The 22999-nt window shown below is 67.3% G+C and carries 20 protein-coding genes; 17 read left to right on the forward strand and 3 right to left on the reverse strand.

Annotated elements, in window-relative coordinates:
- Positions 1 to 387 carry a hypothetical protein gene (locus tag QGN17_RS10225; protein WP_281044372.1) on the forward strand — a complete coding sequence of 129 codons (387 nt, stop codon included), beginning with the start codon at positions 1 to 3 and terminating at the stop codon, positions 385 to 387.
- Positions 388 to 393: 6 nt separating this feature from the next.
- Here the strand turns inward: QGN17_RS10225 and QGN17_RS10230 are convergent, their stop codons facing one another.
- The gene (locus QGN17_RS10230; protein ID WP_281044373.1) at positions 394 to 1359 is read right to left on the reverse strand and encodes a GlxA family transcriptional regulator; all 966 of its coding nucleotides are present in this window, start codon (positions 1357 to 1359) and stop codon (positions 394 to 396) included.
- Between the two features lie 81 nt (positions 1360 to 1440).
- Between QGN17_RS10230 and QGN17_RS10235 the strand changes: the two genes are divergently transcribed.
- The 11 genes from QGN17_RS10235 to glnT all read left to right on the forward strand — a co-directional run bounded on the left by QGN17_RS10235 (position 1441) and on the right by glnT (position 13272).
- Complete coding sequence (locus QGN17_RS10235; RefSeq protein WP_281044374.1) at positions 1441 to 2694, forward strand: sarcosine oxidase subunit beta family protein; 1254 nt, start codon at positions 1441 to 1443, stop codon at positions 2692 to 2694.
- A gap of 10 nt (positions 2695 to 2704) precedes the next feature.
- A complete protein-coding gene (locus tag QGN17_RS10240; RefSeq protein WP_281044375.1) occupies positions 2705 to 2956 on the forward strand; it encodes a sarcosine oxidase subunit delta in 252 nt (83 codons plus the stop codon).
- Positions 2953 to 5904, forward strand: a complete 2952-nt coding sequence (locus tag QGN17_RS10245) for a sarcosine oxidase subunit alpha family protein (RefSeq protein ID WP_281044376.1) — start codon at positions 2953 to 2955, stop codon at positions 5902 to 5904. The genes QGN17_RS10240 and QGN17_RS10245 overlap by 4 nt, the downstream gene beginning before the upstream one ends.
- A complete protein-coding gene (locus tag QGN17_RS10250) occupies positions 5897 to 6400 on the forward strand; it encodes a sarcosine oxidase subunit gamma (RefSeq protein ID WP_281044377.1) in 504 nt (167 codons plus the stop codon). Before QGN17_RS10245 ends, QGN17_RS10250 begins: the two co-directional genes overlap by 8 nt.
- 27 nt (positions 6401 to 6427) lie before the next feature.
- Complete coding sequence (gene purU, locus QGN17_RS10255) at positions 6428 to 7285, forward strand: formyltetrahydrofolate deformylase (RefSeq protein ID WP_281045195.1); 858 nt, start codon at positions 6428 to 6430, stop codon at positions 7283 to 7285.
- A gap of 4 nt (positions 7286 to 7289) precedes the next feature.
- On the forward strand, positions 7290 to 8174 hold the full coding sequence (folD, locus tag QGN17_RS10260; RefSeq protein WP_281044378.1) for a bifunctional methylenetetrahydrofolate dehydrogenase/methenyltetrahydrofolate cyclohydrolase FolD: 885 nt from the start codon (positions 7290 to 7292) through the stop codon (positions 8172 to 8174).
- A 102-nt stretch (positions 8175 to 8276) separates the two neighbouring features.
- Positions 8277 to 8858 carry a helix-turn-helix domain-containing protein gene (locus QGN17_RS10265; RefSeq protein ID WP_281044379.1) on the forward strand — a complete coding sequence of 194 codons (582 nt, stop codon included), beginning with the start codon at positions 8277 to 8279 and terminating at the stop codon, positions 8856 to 8858.
- A gap of 97 nt (positions 8859 to 8955) precedes the next feature.
- Positions 8956 to 9831, forward strand: coding sequence for a class II glutamine amidotransferase (locus tag QGN17_RS10270; protein WP_281044380.1), 876 nt, complete (start codon positions 8956 to 8958; stop codon positions 9829 to 9831).
- The gene (locus QGN17_RS10275) at positions 9831 to 10532 is read left to right on the forward strand and encodes a GltB/FmdC/FwdC-like GXGXG domain-containing protein (RefSeq protein ID WP_281044381.1); all 702 of its coding nucleotides are present in this window, start codon (positions 9831 to 9833) and stop codon (positions 10530 to 10532) included. Before QGN17_RS10270 ends, QGN17_RS10275 begins: the two co-directional genes overlap by 1 nt.
- Positions 10533 to 10542: 10 nt before the next feature.
- Positions 10543 to 11874: an FMN-binding glutamate synthase family protein gene (locus QGN17_RS10280; protein WP_022692582.1), complete on the forward strand. Its 1332-nt coding sequence runs from the start codon at positions 10543 to 10545 to the stop codon at positions 11872 to 11874.
- 105 nt (positions 11875 to 11979) lie between these two features.
- Positions 11980 to 13272 carry a type III glutamate--ammonia ligase gene (gene glnT / locus QGN17_RS10285; RefSeq protein WP_281044382.1) on the forward strand — a complete coding sequence of 431 codons (1293 nt, stop codon included), beginning with the start codon at positions 11980 to 11982 and terminating at the stop codon, positions 13270 to 13272.
- A gap of 58 nt (positions 13273 to 13330) precedes the next feature.
- Here glnT and QGN17_RS10290 read toward each other — a convergent pair whose 3' ends face one another.
- Together QGN17_RS10290 and QGN17_RS10295 are read right to left on the reverse strand one after the other, a co-directional pair.
- The gene (locus QGN17_RS10290) at positions 13331 to 14866 is read right to left on the reverse strand and encodes a tetratricopeptide repeat-containing sulfotransferase family protein (RefSeq protein WP_281044384.1); all 1536 of its coding nucleotides are present in this window, start codon (positions 14864 to 14866) and stop codon (positions 13331 to 13333) included.
- A 31-nt stretch (positions 14867 to 14897) separates the two neighbouring features.
- Positions 14898 to 17366, reverse strand: a complete 2469-nt coding sequence (locus QGN17_RS10295) for a TonB-dependent receptor (RefSeq protein ID WP_281044385.1) — start codon at positions 17364 to 17366, stop codon at positions 14898 to 14900.
- Between the two features lie 219 nt (positions 17367 to 17585).
- Between QGN17_RS10295 and QGN17_RS10300 the strand changes: the two genes are divergently transcribed.
- The 5 genes from QGN17_RS10300 to QGN17_RS10320 all read left to right on the forward strand — a co-directional run bounded on the left by QGN17_RS10300 (position 17586) and on the right by QGN17_RS10320 (position 22994).
- Complete coding sequence (locus tag QGN17_RS10300; RefSeq protein ID WP_281044386.1) at positions 17586 to 19190, forward strand: tannase/feruloyl esterase family alpha/beta hydrolase; 1605 nt, start codon at positions 17586 to 17588, stop codon at positions 19188 to 19190.
- A gap of 61 nt (positions 19191 to 19251) precedes the next feature.
- Positions 19252 to 19998: a GntR family transcriptional regulator gene (locus QGN17_RS10305; protein WP_281044387.1), complete on the forward strand. Its 747-nt coding sequence runs from the start codon at positions 19252 to 19254 to the stop codon at positions 19996 to 19998.
- A 92-nt stretch (positions 19999 to 20090) separates the two neighbouring features.
- Positions 20091 to 20687, forward strand: coding sequence for an amino acid synthesis family protein (locus QGN17_RS10310; protein WP_281044388.1), 597 nt, complete (start codon positions 20091 to 20093; stop codon positions 20685 to 20687).
- 31 nt (positions 20688 to 20718) lie between these two features.
- A complete protein-coding gene (locus QGN17_RS10315; RefSeq protein WP_281044389.1) occupies positions 20719 to 21516 on the forward strand; it encodes an alpha/beta fold hydrolase in 798 nt (265 codons plus the stop codon).
- The gene (locus QGN17_RS10320) at positions 21513 to 22994 is read left to right on the forward strand and encodes an aldehyde dehydrogenase (protein ID WP_281044390.1); all 1482 of its coding nucleotides are present in this window, start codon (positions 21513 to 21515) and stop codon (positions 22992 to 22994) included. The genes QGN17_RS10315 and QGN17_RS10320 overlap by 4 nt, the downstream gene beginning before the upstream one ends.
- Positions 22995 to 22999 lie beyond the last annotated feature (5 nt).

Below are 22999 nucleotides of genomic sequence, written 5' to 3' on the forward strand. Positions count from 1 at the left end.
ATGACGAAGCGTTTTCCGGTTATCGGCGCAACCCTTGCCGCCGCTCTTGCCACGCCCGCACTGGCGTTGCCTCCGCTTCCCGACTGGCAGCAGCTCGAAGCCTATCATCAGCAGGATAAGGGCATCGAACTGGCACAGCGGAGTGTCGTCACGGCACTCCCGGTCGGAACGCCGGTCGAAACGGCCCGCGCGGCCTTGGCGGCGGACGGCGCGCGGTGCAGACCGGCCCGCCACCGGCCGAATGCCGAAACCTGTCTGATCCATCAATATTCCCTGCTCGACGGCGCTGCCGATGACGTGCGCTGGACGCTGACGTTGATCGAGGATCAGGGGCGGGTTTCCGGCATCCTCGTCGATCGCTCGATCGATCGCCACGGCTCCGCCTAGCGATCGCTATTTCGTCTGGCGTCGCGGCGACGTCCCGAACCGTCTCCGGAACCGGCGTGAGAAATGCGCGGGGCTACGGAAGCCCGATGCCATGGCGACCTCGGTGACGGACATGCCGGTCGATCGCAGCAATTCCATCGCCCGATCGAGCCGGATGGAAAGATAGGTTTCCGCAACGCTGGCGCCGAGATGGGCGCTACTCAGGCGCTCCAGTTGCCGGAGCGACACGCCCGCGCGCCGGGCGAGATGTTCGCGCTCGATCGGTTCCTCGATCGCCTGTTCCATCGCCTCGAGCATCAGCAGCAGGCGGGGATTGGTGCTGCCGTGGCGCGCCGCGAGATCGGTGCGCTGCGCCCGGTCGGGATCGCGCGGGCCTGCCCCGATGAACCATTCCCCGACACGCGCCGCCAATACCGAACCCTGATCGCGGGCGATCAGCCACATCGCGAGATCCAGCCCCGCCGTACCCCCGGCGCAGGTCATCCGGTCGCGATCGATCACGTAGAGACCCTGCTCCAGCATCAGATCCGGAAACTCGCTCTGGAGCGCGACGACATGCTCCCAGTGGATGGTGGCCCGCCGGTTGGCCAGCAGCCCGGCCCTCGCGAGCAGGAAGGGGCCGCCGGACACACCCCCGATCGGGACTCCGCGCCGCGCCATCGTGCGCAGCCAGGCGAAGCAGGCGTCGTCCCGAAAGGCGGCGGGATCACCGGCCGCGAAGACGAACAGCATGTCGCAGTCGATCGCCTCACCGATACCGGCATCCGCAACCAGCCGGGCGCCGTTCGACGCCAGGGCGCCTTCGCCACCCGGCGCGATATGCACCCACTCGTAGAGTGCTCTTCCCGCCAGGCTGTTCGCAGCACGAAACGGCTCGATGAAGGACGCATAGGACATCAGTGCGAAGCCGTCGATCAGCAGCAGGCCGATACGGGTCGTCACCGAAATGAGGTGATTGTCGTGCGTGGGCATGAAAACGTCGCATAGAGACGAGCCGATCAATTTTGAAGAAGCTAGTTTTCCTATCAGTCACCACGGATGCCCGACTCGACCATGCGTTATTCTCTCCTCTCTCTCGCCGCGAAAGCATTTGGCGGTCATCGCGGATGGGCACCAACCTGGCGCGATGCGGCGCCGGCCGAGGGCTATGACATCGTCATCGTCGGTGGCGGCGGGCATGGGCTGGCGACGGCTTATTATCTCGCGAAGGTGCATGGCATCCGCCGCGTCGCGGTGATCGAGAAGGGGTGGATCGGCGGCGGCAATGCCGGGCGCAACACCACGATCATCCGCTCCAATTACGGACTGCCGGGCAACGAGCCCTTCTACGAATGGTCGATGAAGCTGTGGGAGGGGCTGGAGCAGGAGCTGAACTACAACGCGATGGTCAGCCAGCGCGGCGTGCTCAACCTCTATCATTCGGATGGCCAGCGCGATGCCTATGCGCGCCGTGGCAACGCGATGCGGCTCCATGGCGTCGACGCAGAACTGCTCGATCAGGACGGGGTGCGCAAGCTGGCCCCTTTCCTAGCCTTCGATCATGCCCGCTTCCCGATCCAGGGCGGACTCTACCAGGGTCGCGGCGGCACCGCGCGGCACGATGCGGTGAACTGGGGCTATGCCCACGCCGCCTCCGCGCTCGGCGTCGACATCATCCAGAATTGCGAGCTGACCGGCTTCGTCCGCGATGCCTCCGGCGCCGTCACCGGGGTCGAGACGACGCGGGGCACCATCCGCACCGGCAAGGTCGGCGTCGCGGTGGCCGGCAACAGTTCGCGCGTCGCGGCGATGGCGGGGTTACGCCTGCCGATCGAGAGCCATGTGTTGCAGGCCTTCGTCAGCGAGGGGCTGAAGCCGGTCATCCCCGGCGTCGTCACCTTCGGCGCGGGCCATTTCTACATCAGCCAGTCGGACAAGGGCGGGCTGGTCTTCGGCGGCGATATAGACGGCTACAACAGCTACGCCCAGCGCGGGAACATGCCGGTGGTCGAGGATGTGTGCGAGGGCGGCATGGCGATCATGCCGATGATCGGCCGCGCGCGCCTGCTGCGTAGCTGGGGCGGCATCATGGACATGTCGATGGACGGTTCCCCGATCATCGACACCACGCCCGTTCCCGGCCTCTATCTCAATGCCGGCTGGTGCTATGGTGGCTTCAAGGCGACGCCGGCCTCGGGCTGGTGCTTCGCCCACCTGCTCGCCACAGACGGCCCGCACGAGACTGCGACCGCCTACCGGCTGGACCGGTTCCGCACCGGCCACCTGATCGACGAAAAGGGCGTCGGCGCCCAACCCAACCTGCACTGAGGCAGCACAGATGCGCATCCCCTGCCCCTATTGCGGCGACCGGGACTCCCAGGAGTTCGTGTATCGCGGCGACGCCAGCCTCCAGCGCCCGGACGGCGAGGACGGCTTCTTCGACTACGTCTATCTGCGCGACAATCCGGCCGGGCCGATCGCCGAGCATTGGTATCATGCGCAGGGCTGCCGCAGCTGGATCGTGGTGACGCGCGACACCCGCACGCACGCCATCCACGGCGCGGTGCTGGCGGCGGAGGCCGCGCGATGAGCCGCCGCGCAACAGGCGGCCTGATCGATCGATCGAAGCCGCTGGCCTTCGCCTTCGACGGCAAGCGCTACGCCGGCTTCGAGGGCGACACGCTCGCCTCGGCGCTGGTCGCCAACGACGTGAAGCTGGTCGGCCGCTCGTTCAAATATCACCGGCCGCGCGGCATCCTCACGGCGGGGAGCGAGGAACCCAACGCGCTCGTCACGCTGCGCACCGGCGCCCAGGCCGAGCCGAACACGCGCGCCACCGTTACCCCCCTGTTCGACGGGCTGGAGGCGACCAGCCAGAATCGCTGGCCGAACCTGCGCTTCGACATGATGGCGGTGAACCAGCTGTTCGCGCCGATCTTCGTCGCGGGCTTCTACTACAAGACCTTCATGTGGCCCGCCGCCTTCTGGGAGAAGCTGTACGAGCCGCTGATCCGCCGCGCCGCCGGCCTCGGCGAGCTTTCCATGCTGCCCGACCCGGACAGCTATGATCGCGAGCATGGCTTCTGCGACCTGCTGGTGATCGGCGGCGGCCCCGCCGGCATCGCCGCCGCACTCACCGCCGGTCGGGCCGGCCTGCGCGTGATCCTCGCCGACGAGGACGTCCGCCCCGGCGGCCGCCTGCTCGCCGAGCGCCACGAGATCGACGGCGTGCCGGGCGCAGTGTGGGCGGAGGATGCCGCCGCCGAGCTGGCGACGCTCCCCAATATTCGCGTGCTGAGCCGCACCGCCGTCTTCGGCGTCTATGACGGGCGGGAATATGCCGCCGTCGAGCGCGTATCGGATCATCTCGCGGTCACGCCCACGGGCCAGCCCCGCCAGCGGCTGTGGAAGATCGTGGCGAAGCGCGCCATCCTCGCCACCGGCGCGATCGAGCGGCCTTTGGTGTTCGGCGGCAACGATCGCCCCGGTGTGATGACCGCATCCGCCGTCTCCACCTACGTCAACCGCTTCGCCGCATTGCCGGGGCAGCGCGCGGTGGTGTTCGCCGCCAGCGACAGCGGCTGGCAGACCGCGATCGACCTGATCGACGCGGGCGTGGAGGTCGCCGCCGTGGTCGATCCGCGCGAGACGGCGCCGGCCCTAGCCGAGACGCTGCGCAAGGCGGGCACCGACATCCTGCTCGGCGCGGCGGTCCGCGACGCGATCGGCGCGCCGGTCCGCAAGGTGGGGATCCGCATCTCCGATGGACGCATGCGGGTCATCGCCTGCGACCTGCTCGCCATGGGTGGCGGCTGGAACCCCGCCATCGGCCTCGGCAGCAACATGGGTGCGCGCCCGGTCTGGTCCGAGGCGGCGCAGAGCTTCCTGCTCGATCAGACGCCTCCCGGCTTCGCGCCGGCCGGCGCTGCAGCGGGCCATTTCGCGCTGTTCGAAGCGCTTACGGACGGCGCCACGCAGGCGGTCGCCGCCGCCGAAGCGCTCGGCAAATCCGCCACCGCCCCGCGATTCACCGCCAGCGACGAGCCGGCCGGTGTCCGCCCGCTCTGGCACGTGCCGGGTCGCGGCAAGGCGTTCGTCGATTTCCAGCACGACGTCACCGACAAGGACGTTCAGCTCTCGGCGCGCGAGGGCTTCACCTCGATCGAGCATTTCAAGCGCTACACCACGCTCGGCATGGCGACCGATCAGGGCAAGACCAGCCAGATGAACGGCCATGCCCTGCTCGCCGCCGCCACCGGCAAGTCGATCGCCGAGGCCGGCACGATCCTGTCCCGCGCGCCCTACCAGCCGGTCGCGATCGGCGTGCTCGCCGGCCATCATCGCGAGGAGCATTTCCGCCCCGAACGTCGAACCGCCGGGCACGACTGGGCGGCGTCGCAGGGCGCCACCTTCGTCGATGCCGGCCAATGGAAGCGTGCGCAGTGGTTCACGCGCCCCGGCGAGAAGGACTGGCTGGAGACGGTCAACCGCGAAGTCACGATGACGCGGAACGGCGTCGGCATCTGCGATGTCTCGACGCTGGGCAAGATCGACGTCCACGGGCCGGACGCCGCCACCCTGCTCGACCGGCTCTACATCAACATGTTCTCCACACTGCCGGTCGGCAAGGCCCGCTACGGCGTGATGCTGCGCGAGGACGGCATGGTGATGGACGACGGCACCACCACCCGCTTCGCCGAGGACAGCTTCTTCGTCACGACGACGACGGTGAACGCCGCGCGGGTGATGCAGCATATCGACTATGCCCGCCACGTGCTGTGGCCGGAGCTGGACGTGCAGGCGACCTCCGTCACCGAGCAATGGGCGACCTACGCGGTGGCAGGGCCTCGTTCCCGAGCGCTGCTCCAGCAGGCGCTGCCGGAGATCGACCTATCCAACGAGGTCTTCCCCTTCATGGCGGCCGCGAAGCTCCGCTGGAACGGCGTGCCGGCGCGGATCTACCGCCTCTCCTTCTCCGGCGAGATGGCCTATGAGGTAAGCGTTCCGGCCAATCACGGCGACGCGCTCATCCGCCATCTGTTCGAGGTGGGCCGCGCCTTCGATGCCGTGCCCTATGGCACCGAGGCGCTGGGCGTGATGCGGATCGAGAAGGGCCACCCCGCCGGCAACGAGCTGAACGGCATGACGACCGCCGCCGATCTCGGCATGGGGCGGATGATGTCGAAGAAGAAGGATTATATCGGCCGGATCATGGCGGCACGGCCTGGCATCGCCGATCCGATGCGGCCGGCGCTGGTCGGCCTCAGGCCGGTCGATCCCGCGCACAAGATTCGGGCCGGCGCGCACCTGCTTGGCGTCGGGGCACCGCGCACCGCCGCGCACGACGAGGGATATGTCACCTCGGCCTGCTGGTCCCCTACGCTGGGCCACGCCATCGCGCTCGGCCTCTTGGTCGACGGGCCGAACCGCCATGGCGAGCGCATCGCCGTCCACGATCCGGTGCGCGGCGCCGATGTCGAGGCGGAGATCTGCAACCCCGTCTTCGTCGATCCCGAAGGAGTGCGCGTCCGTGGCTGACGGCCTCACCATCAACACGCGCGACGGGCTCGGTATCGCCAGCATCATGGCGCGCAAGGGCGTAGACACGGCCGCGATCGGCGCGGCGCTGGGCAGCGACATGCCCACCAGCCCGCGCGCGGTCTTCAGCGGCACCCGCACCGTGATCGGCACCGGACACGGTACGTGGCTGGTGATCGACGACGACGCCACGCCCGATTTCGCCGAGACGCTGGCGGAGCAGCTTGCCGGCATCGCCTCGGTATCGGATCAGTCGAGCGGCTATAGCGTCGTGCGCCTCTCCGGCCCCGACGCCCGCACGCTGATGCGGCGCGGCGCCGCGATCGATGTCGATCCATCCGTATTCGGCCCCGGATCGGCCGCGACCACGGTGATCGCGCATATCGGCGCCCTGTTCTGGCAGGTCGACGACCAGCCCACCTATGACGTGGCGACCTTCCGCAGCTATGCGGGCAGCTTCCGCCACTGGCTCGATCTCGGCGTCGCGGCGCTCTGATCTTCAACGCTTGCCCAAGAGGACATGATGACCGCCGCCTATCTGCTCACCCTTTCCTGCCCGAACCGGCCCGGCATCGTCACGCGCGTCACCGCCGCGCTGTTCCACCACGGCGCCGACATCAAGGAAGCCCATCAGTTCGACGATGTGGAGACCGGTCGCTTCTTCATGCGGATTGTAGCGACACTACCGTCTCCGGGTGCGTCGGAAGCCTTCCGTGAGGGGTTCGGCGCGCTCGCGGCCGATCTGGCGCTCGATTGGTCCTTCCGGCCGCGCGACGAACAGCGCAAGGTGCTGATCCTCGCCTCCAAGTTCGATCACTGCCTGGTCGACCTGCTCTATCGCAACCGCATCGGAGAGTTGAGCATGGAGGTGGTCGGCATCGTCTCCAACCATCCGCGCGAAACCTATGCGAGCACCGATTTCGGCACGATACCGTTCCACCACCTGCCGATAAACAAGGACACGAAGCCGCAACAGGAGGCGCAGATCAAGGCGCTGGTCGACGAGACCGGAGCCGAGCTGGTCGTGCTCGCCCGCTACATGCAGATCCTGTCGGACGACCTCGCCGCCTTTCTCTCCGGCCGCTGCATCAACATCCACCACAGCTTCCTGCCGGGCTTCAAGGGCGCCAAGCCCTATCACCAGGCCCATGCGCGCGGCGTGAAGCTGATCGGTGCGACAGCGCACTACGTCACCGCCGATCTCGACGAAGGCCCGATCATCGAGCAGGACGTCGAGCGGATCAGCCATCACGACAGCCCGGAAGACCTCGTCCGCAAGGGCCGCGACATCGAGCGCCGCGTGCTGGCGCGTGCTGTGGCCTTCCACCTCGATGGCCGTGCGCTCGCCAACGGTCACAAGACCGTGGTGTTCAGGGACTGATCCGATGGCGGTGCTGATCGACGGGGCCAAGATTGCAGCGGGCGTCCGCCAGCGCGTCGCCGACGAGGCAGCGCGGCTGGCGACGCAAGGCATCGTCCCCGGCCTCGCCGTGGTGCTGGTCGGCGAGGATCCGGCGAGCCAGATCTACGTCCGCTCCAAGATCCGCCAGACGAAGGCCGCCGGTCTCGCCTCGTTCGAGCATCGCCTGCCCGCCACCGCCGCGCAGGAGGAATTGCTGGATTTGGTCCGCGTGCTCAACGCGGACGATCGGGTGGACGGCATCCTCGTGCAGTTGCCGCTGCCCCGTCACATCGATTCCGATCGCGTGCTGGATGCGATCGATCCGGCCAAGGATGTGGACGGCTTCCATCCGGTGAACGTCGGGCGCCTCTCGTCCGGCACGGGCGGACTGATCCCCTGCACCCCGCTCGGCTGCATGATGCTGCTCGATACCGTGATCGACGACTATCGCGGGCTGAAGGCGGTGGTGATCGGCAAGTCCAACATCGTCGGCAAGCCGGTCGCCATGCTGCTGCTCGAACGCGAGTGCACCGTCACCGTCACCCACATCGCCACCCGCAACCTGCCCGACATCGTGCGGACAGCGGACATCCTGGTCGTCGCAGCCGGCGCGCCGGGGCTGGTGCGCGGCGACTGGATCAGGCCGGGCGCGATCGTGATCGACGTCGGCATCAACCGCATCCCCGATGGCGACGGGAGCCGCATCGTCGGCGACGTCGCCTTCGACGAGATGGATCTTGCCGGCGCGATCACCCCCGTGCCCGGCGGCGTCGGCCCGATGACGATCGCCTGCCTGCTCGAAAATACCGTGCGGGCGGCCGAGCGCAGGCGCGCGGTGGCGGGTGACTTTCAGCCCGTCCCCGCTTAGGCTCTGCCTGTATTCCGGCAATCGAGGGTCTCAGCCATTCCCCCCCGCACCCAGACCGCAGAAACCGAAGACGAACTGGCGACCGGATCGGCCGCGCCGGCCGTGCCCGAGCGCAGCCTCGAAAAGGCGCTCGGCAACCAGATCCGCACGATCCGCCGTCAGCACGATCTCTCGGTGGCGGATCTCGCCAGTGCGGCGGGTATCTCCAACGGCATGCTGTCCAAGATCGAGAATGGCGGCATCTCGCCCTCGCTCTCTACGCTACAGGCGATTTCGGGCGTGCTCCAGATCCCGCTCTCCTCGCTCTTCGCTTCGTTCGAGGAGCGGCAGGATTGCTCCTACGTGCCCGCTGGCAAGGGCCTGAGCATCGAGCGTCGCGGCACCAAAGTCGGCCATGTCTACCAGCTGCTCGGCCATGTGCTGCGCGGCGACGTGGCCGTGGAGCCTTATCTGATCACGCTGCGCGAGAACGCCGCGCCGCACACCAGCTTCCGCCATTCGGGTGTAGAGTTCCTCTACATGCTGAAGGGCGATGTCCATTACCGCCATGGCTCGGAGGTCTATCATCTGACGCCGGGCGACGCTTTGCTGTTCGACAGCGCCGCGCAGCATGGCCCGGAGAAACTGAGCGATCAGGAGACCAGCTATCTGTCGGTGATCGTCTATCCGCGCACCGAAGCCTGATATTTCTTCATAAGAAAAATTTGTTCCCATGGATTGACGATTCGAGACCCTCCTCATAAGACGGTGGAAACCCGATCACGGAAGGTTTCCCCCCGAAATGTGCGGAATCGTCGGACTGTTTCTGAAGGACAAAGCGCTGGAGCCGCAGCTGGGATCGCTGCTCGCCGGCATGCTCGAAGTGATGACCGATCGCGGGCCGGATAGCGCCGGTTTCGCCGTCTATGGCGGCGGCAACGCCGATCATGTGAAGCTCACCGTGCGCGGCGCGGGGCTGGACCGCATCGTCAACCAGTTCGGCAAGGCGGTGACGGTGACGGTGCGCGACACCCACGCCATTCTCTCCGTGCCAATCGATCTCGAAGAGCGGGTGCGCGGCTGGCTCGCCACCGAACGCCCCGATCTGGTGGTGATCGGCACCGGCCAGCGCATCGAGCTCTACAAGGAGGTCGGCCTGCCGGCGGACGTTGCCACCCGCTTCGGTCTGGCCGGCATGAGCGGCACGCACGGCATCGGCCACACCCGCATGGCGACCGAGAGCGCCGTCACCACCGATGGCGCCCACCCCTTCTCGACGGGCGCCGACCAGTGCCTCGTCCACAACGGCTCGCTTTCCAACCACCGCTCGCTGCGCCGGATGCTGGAGCCGCAGGGCATCCACTTCGCCACCGACAACGACAGCGAAGTGGCCGCCGGCTACCTCAGCTGGAAACTGCGCGAGGGCGCCACCTTGGCGCAGGCGCTGGAAGCGAGCCTCGACGATCTCGACGGCTTCTTCACCTTCGTCGTCGGCACCGAGAGCGGCTTTGCCGTCGTGCGCGATCCGATTTCCTGCAAGCCCGCCGTCATGGCCGAGACCGACCAATATGTCGCCTTCGGCTCGGAATATCGCGCGCTGGTCGGCCTGCCGGGCATCGAGAATGCCCGCGTGTTCGAGCCGGAACCCGCCCGCGTCTACGCCTGGGAGCGCAACTGATGGCCCCGTCTGATTATAACGTCGTCGACCTCGCCACCTCCACCAAGCGGGAGCTGAACCAGCAGCTTCACGCGCTGGCCGCCAACACCAACGAGACGCTGTGGCGCGTCGAGAACCCGCAGGGGCAGCATGCGCTGGCGGTCGGCCTCGACAGCCCCGTCACCGTCGAGATCGCCGGCCATGCGGGCTATTACTGCGCGGGCATGAACAAGCAGGCGACCATCGTGGTCGAGGGCAATGCCGGCGTCGGCGTCGCTGAGAACATGATGTCCGGCAAGGTGCATGTGAAGGGCGATGCCAGCCAGTCGGCCGGTGCCACCGCGCATGGCGGTCTGCTGGTGATCGACGGCGATGCGTCCGCCCGCTGCGGCATCTCGATGAAGGGCATCGACATCGTCGTGAAGGGCTCGATCGGGCCGATGAGCGCCTTCATGGGCCAGTCGGGCAATCTGGTCGTGCTGGGCGATGCCGGCGATGCGCTGGGCGACTCGATCTACGAGGCAAAGCTGTTCGTGCGTGGCAAAGTGAAAAGCCTCGGCGCGGACTGCATCGAGAAGGATCTGCGCGACGAGCACAAGGCGGACCTCCGCCGCCTGCTCGACGAGGCCGGCCTGCCTGACGTCCAGCCGGACGAGTTCAAGCGCTACGGCTCGGCCCGCACGCTCTACAATTTCCACGTCGACAACGCCGCGGCCTACTGAGGACTATTCCATGGATTTGGCGAACATCCCGCAGACCCTGCCGCGCCAGTCGGCGACCTTCGATCCCCATACCCTGTCCGAAATCCGCCGCGCGGCGGCGACCGGCATCTACGACATTCGCGGCGCCGGCACCAAGCGCGCGCTGCCGCATTTCGACGACCTGCTGTTCCTCGGCGCCTCGATCTCGCGTTATCCGCTGGAAGGCTATCGCGAGAAGTGCGCGACCGACGTGTGGCTCGGCACCCGCTTCGCCAAGAAGCCGATCCACCTGAAAATTCCCGTCACCATCGCAGGCATGAGCTTCGGCTCGCTCTCGGCGCAGGCGAAGGAAGCGCTGGGGCGTGGTGCGGGTGCGGCGGGCACCTCCACCACCACGGGCGACGGCGGCATGACGCCGGAGGAGCGTGGGCAGTCCAAGACGCTCGTCTACCAGTACCTCCCCTCGCGCTACGGCATGAACCCGGACGATCTGCGCAAGGCGGATGCCATCGAAGTAGTGATCGGCCAGGGCGCCAAGCCCGGCGGCGGCGGCATGCTGCTCGGCCAGAAGATCTCCGATCGTGTCGCTGCGATGCGCAACCTGCCCAAGGGCATCGACCAGCGCTCCGCCTGCCGCCACCCCGACTGGACCGGCCCCGACGACCTCGAGATCAAGATCGAGGAATTGCGCGAGATCACCGACTGGGAGAAGCCGATCTACGTCAAGGTCGGCGCCACGCGGCCCTATTACGACGTCGCGCTGGCGGTGAAGTCCGGCGCCGACGTGGTGGTGCTGGACGGCATGCAGGGCGGCACGGCGGCGACGCAGGACGTGTTCATCGAACATGTCGGCATCCCGATCCTCTCCGCGATCCGCCCGGCGGTGCAGGCGCTGCAGGATCTCGGCATGCACCGGAAGGTGCAGCTGATCGTCTCGGGCGGCATCCGCAACGGCGCGGACGTCGCCAAGGCGCTGGCGCTCGGCGCCGATGCTGTGGCGATCGGTACGGCGGCGCTCGTCGCGCTCGGCGACAACGATCCGGCACTGGAAGCCGAATATCAGAAGCTCGGCTCCACCGCCGGCGCCTATGACGACTGGCAGGAAGGTCGCGATCCGGCCGGCATCACCACGCAGGATCCGGAACTGGCCGCACGGCTGGATCCGGTGGCGGCGGGCCGGCGCCTCGCCAACTATCTCGCCGTGCTGACGCTGGAGGCGCAGACCATCGCGCGCGCCTGCGGCAAGAGCCACCTCCACAATCTCGAGCCTGAGGATCTTGTCGCGCTCACCATCGAGGCCGCCGCCATGGCGCGGGTGCCGCTGGCGGGCACCGGCTGGATACCGGGCCAGGGCACCTTCTAAGAGTCTCGCAAACCACCCAGACTCCCCTTCGCAGGCAGGACGAGTTTCACGAGGCGCGGCAGGTTCAAGAGGGCCGCCGCCCCTCACCGGGCAAGGACATCGACCATGACCATCGATCTCGCGGACGTCGCCCAGAAGAAGGGCATCAAATATTTCCTGATCTCCTACACCGATCTGTTCGGCAGCCAGCGCGCCAAGCTGGTGCCGGCCGCCGCGATCGGCGGCATGCAGAAGGCCGGCGCGGGCTTCGCCGGCTTCGCCACCTGGCTGGACATGACGCCCGCCGATCCGGACCTGTTCGCCAAGCCCGATCCGGAAAGCCTGATCCAACTGCCATGGAAGCCGGAAGTGGGCTGGCTCGCCGCCGATCTGTGGATGAACGACGCGCCCGTCGAGGCCTCTCCTCGCAACGCGCTCAAGGCCCAGATCGCACGCGCGGCCGAGCAGGGCCTCCAGATGAAGACCGGCGTGGAGTGCGAGTTCTTCCTGATTGCGCCCGATGGCTCCGGCATCGCCGATACCGCCGACACGCAGGTGAAGCCCTGCTACGACCAGCAGGCGCTGATGCGGCGCTACGAGGTGATCACCGAAATCTGCGACTGCATGCTCGCGCTCGGCTGGAAGCCCTATCAGAACGACCATGAGGACGCGAACGGCCAGTTCGAGATGAACTGGGAATATGACGACGCGCTCGTCACCGCCGATCGCCAGGCCTTCTTCAAGTACATGGTCAAGAGCATCGCCGAGAAGCACGGCCTGCGCGCGACCTTCATGCCCAAGCCGTTCGTCCACCTGACCGGCAATGGCTGCCACATGCACGTTTCGGTGTGGAAGGGTTCGGAGAACGCCTTCGTCGGCACCGACGGCGGCCTCTCCCCGCTGGGTCTCAGCTTCATCGGCGGCGTGATCCATTCGGCCGACGCGATGGCGGCGATCACCAACCCGACGGTGAACAGCTACAAGCGGATCAACGCGCCGCGCACGCTCTCCGGCGCGACCTGGGCGCCCAATTCGGTGACGTGGACGGGCAACAATCGCACCCACATGATCCGCGTGCCCGAGGGCGACCGCTTCGAGCTGCGCCTCGCCGACGGTGCCGCGAACCCGTACATGATGGCGGCGACGACGCTGGCGGCGGGCCTCGACGGCATCGCCAACGGGCGCGATCCGGGGCCGCGCCTCGACATCAACATGTATACCGAGGGCCATACGGTCGCCGACGCCAAGAAGCTGCCGCTCAACCTGCTCGATGCGCTGCGCGCGTTGGAAGCGTCGACGGTGCTGAAGGATGCGCTCGGCCCGCTGGTGCCGGCCTATCTCAAGCTCAAGCACGGCGAGTGGAACGATTACGCCCGCCATCTGACCCAGTGGGAGCGCGACACCACGCTCGACTGCTGAGGTCCGCCCCGATGTCCGCGTCCGTGCCATCCCCCTCATCCGGCACGGGCGCGGGCGCCTAATCGGCGAGGGTTCCCAGCGCCTTAGCCAATGGGTCCAGCGCCGCGCCGTAACGCCGCCATTTCTCGACCGAGTTCCGGTGGATCGGCTGGCGCACCTGCACCGCGCTGGCGCTCGAAACGCTACCCTCGCTTTCATGGAAAGCGAGGCACGCCGGATCCCACGCCAGCCCGCAATAATCGAGCAGTTTTCGTGTGTTTGCTTCCGGATCTGCGACCAGATCCTCGTAGCGCAACGTCAGCATCCGAGGGCCGAGCGTCTCCTGCCAGTGCGCCATCAGGCCGTGCCAGGCGACCATGTAGCGCCCGAGTTCGCCGAGATCGTAGCTGAACGGATAGGCCTGCGCGAACAAAGTCGAGAACATCGCGAAGCCGTTGGCCATCGGATCGCGCGTCACCAGCACGATCCTCGCTCCCGGCAGCGAACGCGCGATCAGCCCGACGTAGAGACCATTGATCGGTAGCTTGTCGGTGAAGCGCGGGGTCCGCCCCGCCCGTGCGCCCACATGATCGCCATAGGCCCGCGCCAGCGTTCCGGGTGGCACGGCCAGCGAGCGCGCGACGAACTCCTCCTTGCTGGACACCGGCCCCGTGGTCGCTACGGCGGCGCGGGGGAAGGCGTCGAGTTCCCCGCCGGCAGTCACGTCAGGGTGTGCCGCGAGGATGCGCTCGACCAATGTCGTACCGCTGCGCGGCAGGCCGACGATGAAGATGGGCGCATCGGCGTCCTCACCGCTCCGCAGGTCGAGCGAGGCCGTGTCATGCTGCGCCGCCAGCGCCTCCATCGTCGCGACATCGCCCGCGACATCGTAGCGGAACGTGGTGCGGCGCAGGCGTCCGCCCGCCTCGAAATGGTGGAAGGCCTCCTCGAAGCGGCCGATATCCTCCAGTTCCTTACCGAGCGCGAAATGGAGCGGCACGTCGGCGGGCGTCGCCCTGCCCCCGTGCCTCGCCAGCGCCGCCTGCAGTTCGCCGACATGGTTGCGCGCCTCGGTCTGGCGACGCAGGCCGGCGCGCAGATAATGCGCCTCGCCATCGTCGGGCCGCAGCAGGATGACGGCATCGATGCTGCGCTCGGCCTCATCGATCCGGCCGTTGGTGCGCTGCGCCGTCGCGAGATTGTAGAGGACCGACGGATCGCCGGGTGCCAGCGCGGCCGCCTGCTCGAACAAGGCCAGCGCCTCCTCGCCCGCGTCGCAATGGGCGAACACCGAACCGAGCTGGAGTAGCCCCGGCACGTCCCTGGGAGAGCGCTCGACAGCATCGCGCGCCGCCTTCAGCGCGCCGATGCTGTCGCCGGTCATCAGTCGGTGGTGCGCGAGGTGGATCAGCGGCGCCGGATTATCATGCCCATCCGCCGCCCGCTCGAAACACGCCGAGGCTTCGGCGATCCCGAGCCTCGCCCCCATCCGGCCGAGCGCGAACCAGCCGGAGACATCGGCGGCGCCTTGCACGAAGCATGCACGCCAAACCACCCGCGCCTCGTCGAGGCGGCGGGCGGCGATGAGCGCTTCGATTGGGTTCAGGTCCGGCATCGTCTCATTCCGACGCCGGACCCTGCCCGGATCAGAAGTGATAGTGCAAGCCCACACCGACGGTGCGCGGACGCTGCACGATCAGGCCGGTCCAGCTCGACGGCATGTTCTGGCGTCCGACGGAGGCCGAATAGCCGATCTCGTTCGTGATGTTGTTGACGAACAGGTCGGCGCTCCACGACTTGCCGCTGTCCAGCGTGATCCGGCCGTTCATCGTGAAGGCGGACGGGATGATCCAGAAGCTGGTGTCGGCCGGATTGATCGCGCCCAGTTCCTTGCTGTGATAGGCGCCGTCGACGTGGAACGACAGGCTCCGATCGCCCAGCGGCGTCGTGTAGTCGAGCGAGCCGTTGATCGTGTGCTTGGGCACGCCCGGCAGCTTGGCGCCCTTCTGCAGCGTCAGATAGACGTAGGGCGCCGCACCGGTGATCAGCGAATAGACCGGATAGTCGGTCAGCGAACTGGTCTTGCTCACCTTCGCATCGGTGTAGGTGTAGGCGAGCGAGGCGCTGAGGTTGCGGGTCAGCCGTGCGTGCAGCTCGATCTCGCCGCCCTTGGAGCGTGCCTGGTTACCGTTGAACACGCCGCTTTCATAGGATGGCGTGCTGGTGGTGAACTGGAAGTTGTCGAGGTTGATCAGGTAGAGATCGGCCGAATACTGGAGCTTCCGGTCGAGCAGGTTGCCCTTCACGCCCACTTCGTAGGTCTTGGCGAAATCGGGCTGGTAGGTCGTGTATTGCGGCAGCGAGCGGAAATAGCCGGCGATCGGAATGCCGTTGGCGCCGCCGCGACGGAAGCCTTCCGCATAGGTGGCATAGAATTTCAGCCCCGGCGTCACGTCGTAGGAGGTGTTCACCTTCACGATATGATCGTTGACCTTGCTGGTGTTGTTGGCCACCGCGATGCCGAGATGCGATGGCTCGGTCACGCCGTCACCGCACGACGCGCCGCAGAAGGGCGATTCCTGCACGAAGCCGCTATCGAAGGTCTGCCAGAAGAAGCGGACGCCGCCGGTCACCTGCCACTTGGGCGTGATGTGCCAGGTCAGTTCGCCGAACACCGCGCGATCCTTGAAGTTGGTGTGACGCGCGATGTAGTAGATCTGGTCGCCATTATCCGGACTCTGGCTCGGCTGCCCGATATAGGTGCCGAAGTCGGCGATGCCCGGCGCGACCTGATTGTAGATGTTGCTGGTCTTCTGGTGCTGGAAATAGCCACCGACGACATAGTCGATCGGCAGATCCCAGTGCGACACGAGCCGCAGCTCCTGCGTGAAGGCGCGATCCTTGTTGTCGCTGGTCGTCACCGCGATGAAGCGCGGATAATTGGCGTAATAGCTGATGAAGCCCTCGCGCCCGGTATAGCCACCATAATAATTGGAGGTATCCGAAACGCCGGACGTCTTGTTGTCGTAGTAGGAGGTAACCGAGGTCAGCGTCGCCAGGCCGAAGTCGACGCTCGCGGTGCCGCTCACCAGATCGATCGAGTTCTCGTATGGCTCGAGGATCGGGAAGGTGCTCTCATACTTGCCGGCGCTGCGCGTCTCGTAGGCGCTGTTCGGCAGACCGATCGCGGTGCCGAAATCGACCGAGGTGCCGGTGTAGCCCGCATTCGTCGCCTGGATATCGTCCACCTTGGTGTTCTGGTGGGTGTAATCCAGCTCGAAATCGAAGCGATCGCTCGGCTTCCAGCGCAGTTCGGCGCGCACGAAGCTCTGGTTCGAGGTGTTGGTGTCCTTCTTCACAGGCCCGATGACCGGCGCGCTCGCCGGGTCGGACGGGTTGGCGGATACGACGCCGGCATGAACGGCGCTGCTCGTCCGTTCCAGCAGGTCGACATCGTCGATGAAGCCGCCCTGATGATCGATGCCGCCGACCAGACGGAAAGCCAAAGTATCGCCCAGCGGAATGTTGAGCACCCCGTCGAAGCTGCCATTGGGCTTGCCCGAATGTTCGGTGATGCCGCCCGTCGCGTTGAATTCACCGGAGAGCTTGTCGAAGTTCGGGCGGTTCGGGATGAAGCGGATCGTGCCGCCCTCCGCGCCGCTGCCGTAGAGCGTGCCCTGCGGGCCGCGCAGCACCTCGACGCGGTCGATGTCCTTGAACACCATCGGGAAGAATACCGGCACGTCGCCCAGATAGGTGGAGACCGACGAGACGTTCTGCGGCGAACCGTCGCCGCCGCTCGGGCTGTCGGTACGCAGGCCGCGCAGCGTGTAGTTGTTGGCGCCGCCGCGCGAGGCGGGGCCGGCATCGATCGTCACGAGGCCGGGCACGACCTGCGACAGGCTGTTGGCGCTGACCCCCGCCTTGGCGAGATCGGCGCCGCGCACGGCGGTGATGTTGTAGGGGATCTGCTGGAGGTTCTGGCTGCGACGCTGCGCGGTGACGACGATCTCGCCGGGCTGCAGCGCGGACGCAGCGGCCTCGGGTGCCGGCGCGGCGGCTTCCGGAGCAGGTGCGGACTGGGCGAAAGCCGGCGCCACGCCGGCCAGCAACATGAGGGCGGCCGCCGAAGCACCGCCGCGCAATCCGGTCCGCAATGGCATCGTTCGTGTGATCATGTCATTCCCCGCATGTTGGACCCGATAGACGAAACGCCTTCAGGCTTTGCCAACTGGACCTCCCGATCCATTGATCGTAAGATTGTATTCCATCTTACAACATGTCAACATAGTTTCCTGAGAGTGATCGACCGATTTCACGAAGGTGACGCAATCATGGCTATCGTTCGGAGAATGTGGACTTTTCGGGCGATCGCCGCTTCCGCCCTGGCGCTGGGCGGTGCCACGATGGCGCAGGCGACGGCGCGAAACTTCGACGAAAGTTGCCATGCTCTGAGCGGCAAAACGATCGCCGGAGCGACCATTGGCGCGACATCCTCGGAACAGGGCCGATTCGCGGGTGGCGACCAGAGCTTCACCGACCTCCCCGCCTTCTGCCGCGTGCAGGCGCGGATCGCGCGGCCGGACGGCGGACATATCGAACTGGAGGTCTGGCTTCCCGAAGATTGGAACGGCCGCTATCTTCAGGCCGGCAATAGCGGCTTCGCGGGATCGATCGCCTATCGCGGCCTCGCCTCGGGCGTGCGCGACGGGTTCGCGGTGGCCAATTCGGATGGGGGGCACCAGTCGGTCGGTTCCGACATGCGCTGGGCGATCGACCGGCCCGGCCGCGTCGCCGATTTCGGCCACCTCGCGCTTCACGACACCGCCATCGCCGCCAAGGCGATCGTCACGCGCTATTATGGACGCGCCGCCGCCCACGCCTATTTTGCAGGCTGCTCCGATGGCGGACGCGAGGCACTGATGTCGCTGCAGCGCTATCCCGATCAGTTCGACGGCTGGCTGGTCGGGGCGCCGGAGAACGATTTCACGGGAGAGCTCACGGCCGAACTGGCGCTTGCGCAGGCGAGCCGGGGCCGCTTCAGCAGCATCACGCAAACGCAGCTCGACGCCGTATCGAAGCTGGCGCTCGCCAATTGCGATGCGCTGGATGGCGCGAAGGACGGGGTGATCGAAGATCCGAGACGTTGCGGCTCCAACCTCGCGGCACTCGCCTGCGACAACCCAACCGGCGCGGCCTGCCTCGATCCCGGCCAGATCGCCGCGATCGATCGCGCACGGAAGGATTGGCGCGATCCGTCCGGCACGCCGGATATTCCCGGTCTCGCCTGGTCCGTCGGCACCGAGGCGGCGCCCGGCCAGTGGAGCGGCTGGATGTCCCACATCGCCGGCGCCGGCATCGGCGGGCACGAGGATTATGCCCAGCAGTTCTTCGGCACCTTCCTGCACCGCGACGCCGCGCTCGACCTCGCCACGCTCGATCCGGGCGACGCGTGGCGTGATGCGCGGCAGAAGACCTCTGCGGATGTCGACGCGATCGATCCTGACCTGAGCCGCCAGCGCGCCCTGCACCGCAAGGTCATCCAATATCACGGCTGGGCCGATGTCGGCATACCGGCTCAGTTCACGCTCGCTTACTATGGAGCCGTGCAGAAGGCGATGGGCGGATCGGTCGAGGATTTCTACCGGCTGTTCATGGTGCCGGGCATGGGCCATTGCGGCGGCGGCACCGGCGCCAATGCGTTCGGCGGCTTCGGCGATCTCGCGACGCCGTTCGAGCCGGATCGCAACCTGCTGGCCGCGCTGGTCCGCTGGGTGGAACAGGGCAAGGCGCCGGACCGAGTCACCGCCACCCACTACCGCGACAACGATCCGGCGAAAGGCGCTGATCGTACCCACCCACTCTGTGTCTTCCCGCGCCAGGCGCGCTATGACGGCAAGGGCAAGATCGACCAAGCATCCAGCTACCATTGCAGCTAGACGATAAAACAGGGACTAGGGATCGCCGACACGCGGACGATCTCGCAAACGGGGACATTGAATGGCCGGCGCCGACGACATGCGCATCACCGAACTGCCCACCACGCTGCGCGAGATCGCGCTCGAACGGCTGCGCACCGCGATCATCGAGGCGCGCTTCAAGCCGGGCGAGCGGCTGACCGAGGCCTATCTGTGCGATCTGCTGGGCGTCAGCCGATCGGTGATCCGCGAGGTGCTGCGCCATCTGGAGGCCGAGCATCTGGTCGTCAGCGTGCCCCATCACGGCCCCACCGTCGCCAAGCTCGACCGCGACTCCGCCGTCCAGATCTACGATCTGCGCGCACTACTCGAAGGCGCGGCCGCGAAGGCCTGCGCCGAACACGCGACCAAGGCGCAGATCGACGCCATCGGCAAGGCGCTGGAAGCGATCCGCCGGGCCTATGAAGGGCACGATCCCCGCGCGGTGCTGACGGCCTCGCAGCGTTTCTATCAGGCGATCTTCACCGGCGCCGGCCACGGCATCGCCTGGGAGATCGTGCAGCGGATCAACGGCCGGATCAGCCAGTTGCGCGCGCTGACCATCGCCCAGCCCGGCCGTTCGACCTCCGGCCCCGTCCAGCTCGGCCGTATCTTCGAGGCGATCGAAGCCCGCGACGGCGATCGCGCCTCCGCCGCCTGCCACGATCATGTCCGCGCCGCAGCTGAGACCGCGCTCGCCAAGATCGCCGAGCTGGAGGCCGAGCTGGAAGAGGCGGCTCCTGCCAAGCCTGCCCGACAGGCCCGCCGCCCCCGCACCGCGCGGGCCTGATTTTCGCAAATCCGCGAAGGGCGCCCCAAGCCCACTTGCGTCACGTATTCTTGTATACCATAATACGAACAACGAAACGCCTTGGGGGTCTCATGCCGTTCACCGTCCGCAAGTTCGTCACCTATTCGGATGAGACGCTGATCGAGGGCGGCCGTGCCGCCGATACGCCGATCATGATGGTGTGCGTCGCCGCGATCCTGCCGAACCCGTGGGCCGGGCGCGGCTTCGTCGAGGACCTGTCGCCGGAGATCAAGGCGATCGCATCCGATCTCGGCGCCGAGATGGTCGCGCGGCTGACCAAGGCGATCGGCGGGGCGGAGCGGATCGAGGCTTACGGCAAGGCGGCGGTCGTCGGCGCCAATGGCGAGGTGGAACACGCCTCCGCGCTGATCCACACTTTGCGCTTCGGCAATCACTATCGTCGCGCGGTCGATGCCAAGTCGTACCTCAGCTTCACCAACAAGCGCGGTGGGCTCGGCACCTCGATCCAGGTGCCGATGATGCACAAGGACGACGAGGGCCTGCGCTCGCACTACATCACCGCGGAGTTCAGCATCTCCGATGCGCCGCTGGCCGACGAGATCGTCGTCGTTCTCGGCGCGGCGGACGGCGGTCGCGCCCACCCGCGCATCGGCAACCGCTATCTCGATCTGGAGGCGATCGCCGCCGAGGAACGGGGCGAGGCGTGATCCACCGCGAAGGCGTGGCGAGCGGCCGGACGTGATCACCTTCCATACCGATACCGGGAGCGGCGACGCGCTCGTGCTCATCCACGGCGTCGGCCTGTCGCACGCCATGTGGGCCGCGCAGGTGGAGGCGCTGGCGGAGAGCCACCGCGTCATCACCTACGACATGCTCGGCCACGGCGGCAGCTCCGCCCCGTCCCCCGACGCGACGCTAGGCGATTTCGCCTATCAGTTGCTCGATCTGCTCGATCGGCTCTCGATCGAGCGCGCGACGCTGGTCGGTTTTTCGATGGGGGCGCTCGTCGCCCGTGCCTTCGCGCTCGGCCATCCGGAGCGACTGGCCTCGCTGGTGCTGCTCAACGGCGTGTTCCGGCGCGACGCCGATCAGCGCCGCGCGGTGCTCGCCCGTGTCGCGGATGCGCAGAGCAAAGGTCCGGCCAGCAACGCCGACGCCGCGATCGAACGCTGGTTCAGCGCCGACTATCGCACCACCCATGCCGACGCGATGGTGGCATTGCGTCAGGCGATGGCCGCCAACAATCCCGCCGCCTATGCGATCTGCTATCGGCTGTTCGCGACGGAGGACGACTATGGCATCGACAGGCTCGCCGAGATCCGGACGCCGACGCTCGTCGCGACCGGCGAGCATGACGTCGGCTCGACCCCGGCGATGACGCGGGCGCTCGCCGATGCGATCCCCGGTGCCCGCGCCGTCGTGGTGCCGGACGCGCGGCATATGATGCCGGTGGAGTTGCCCGATGCGGTCAACCGGCTGCTGATCGATCATTGTTCGGCCGAAGCGGCCGTCTCATCAGGGGAAACCCGCGCATGACCCTCGAACGCCTCCACATGCTGATCGACGGCGACTGGACGGAGGCGGCCTCGGGCAGCGTCTTCACCTCGCTGAACCCCGCCAATGGTCAGGCATGGGCCGAGCTGCCCGATGCGGGCGAGGCCGATGTCGATCGCGCGGTGCGCGCGGCGCAGACGGCGTTCGATCGGCCAGAATGGCGCAACCTCCCCGCCGGCGCGCGCGGCAAGATGCTGCGCCGGCTCGGCGATCTGGTCGAGCAGAATCGCGAGCGGCTGGCGGTGCTGGAGACGCGCGACAATGGCAAGCTGATCCGCGAGACGCGCGGCCAGCTCGGCTACCTGCCCGAATTCTTCCACTATGCCGCCGGCCTCGCAGACAAGGTAGAGGGCAGCACGCTGCCGATCGACAAGACGGACATGTTCGCCTTCACCCGGCCCGAGCCGCTGGGCGTGGTCGCCGCGATCATCCCGTGGAACAGCCCGCTTTATCTCACCGCGATCAAGCTCGCCCCGGCGCTGGCCGCCGGCAATGCGATCGTGATCAAGCCGTCCGAACATGCCTCGGCCAGCATTCTCGAACTCGCGCGGCTGGCCGGCGAGGCGGGCTTCCCGGCGGGAATCGTCAACGTCGTCACCGGGCTCGGCCCGACGGCGGGCGCGGCGCTGACCAGGCACCCGCTGGTGCGCCGCATCGCCTTCACCGGCGGCCCCGAGACCGCGCGCCACGTCGTACGCGCCAGTGCCGAGAATTTCGCGCAACTCTCGCTCGAACTCGGCGGCAAGTCGGCAAACATTGTGTTCGACGATGCCGAACTGGAGAGCGCGGTGAACGGCGTGGTTGCCGGCATCTTCGCCGCATCGGGCCAGAGCTGCGTGGCGGGCGCCCGGCTGCTGGTGGAAGACGGCATATACGACCGCTTCGTCGCCGCGCTGACCGAGCGCATGGCGCGCATCCGCATCGGTGACCCCATCGACCCGGAATCGGACATGGGGCCGATGGCCACCGAAGCGCAGCTCGGCGTGGTCGAGCGGATGGTGGCCGAGGCGAAGGCCGAAGGCGCGACGGTGCTGGCCGGCGCCCAGCGCCCCGCCGGCCACGACGCGGGCTGGTATTACGAGCCGACTTTGCTCTCCTGCCCCAGCGCCGACCTGAGCGTGGTGCGCAACGAGGTGTTCGGGCCGGTCGCCGCGATCCTGCGCTTCAAGGGCGAGGCGCAGGCCGTCGCCATGGCCAATGACAGCGCCTATGCGCTCGCCGCCGGTATCTGGACCCGCGACATCGCGCGCGGCCACCGCATGGCCCGCGACGTGCGCGCCGGCATCGTCTGGGTGAACACCTATCGCGCCGTCTCCGCCATGGCGCCGATCGGCGGCTTCGGCCTCAGTGGCTACGGGCGCGAAGGCGGGATCGAGTCGGTGCTCGACTATACCGCTCTCAAGACCGTGTGGATCAACCTGTCGGAACAGCCGATGGGCGATCCCTTCGTAATGCGCTGAGGCTC

This window comes from Sphingomonas oryzagri (assembly GCF_029906645.1).
GTDB classification, from domain to species: Bacteria; Pseudomonadota; Alphaproteobacteria; order Sphingomonadales; family Sphingomonadaceae; genus Solisphingomonas; species Solisphingomonas oryzagri.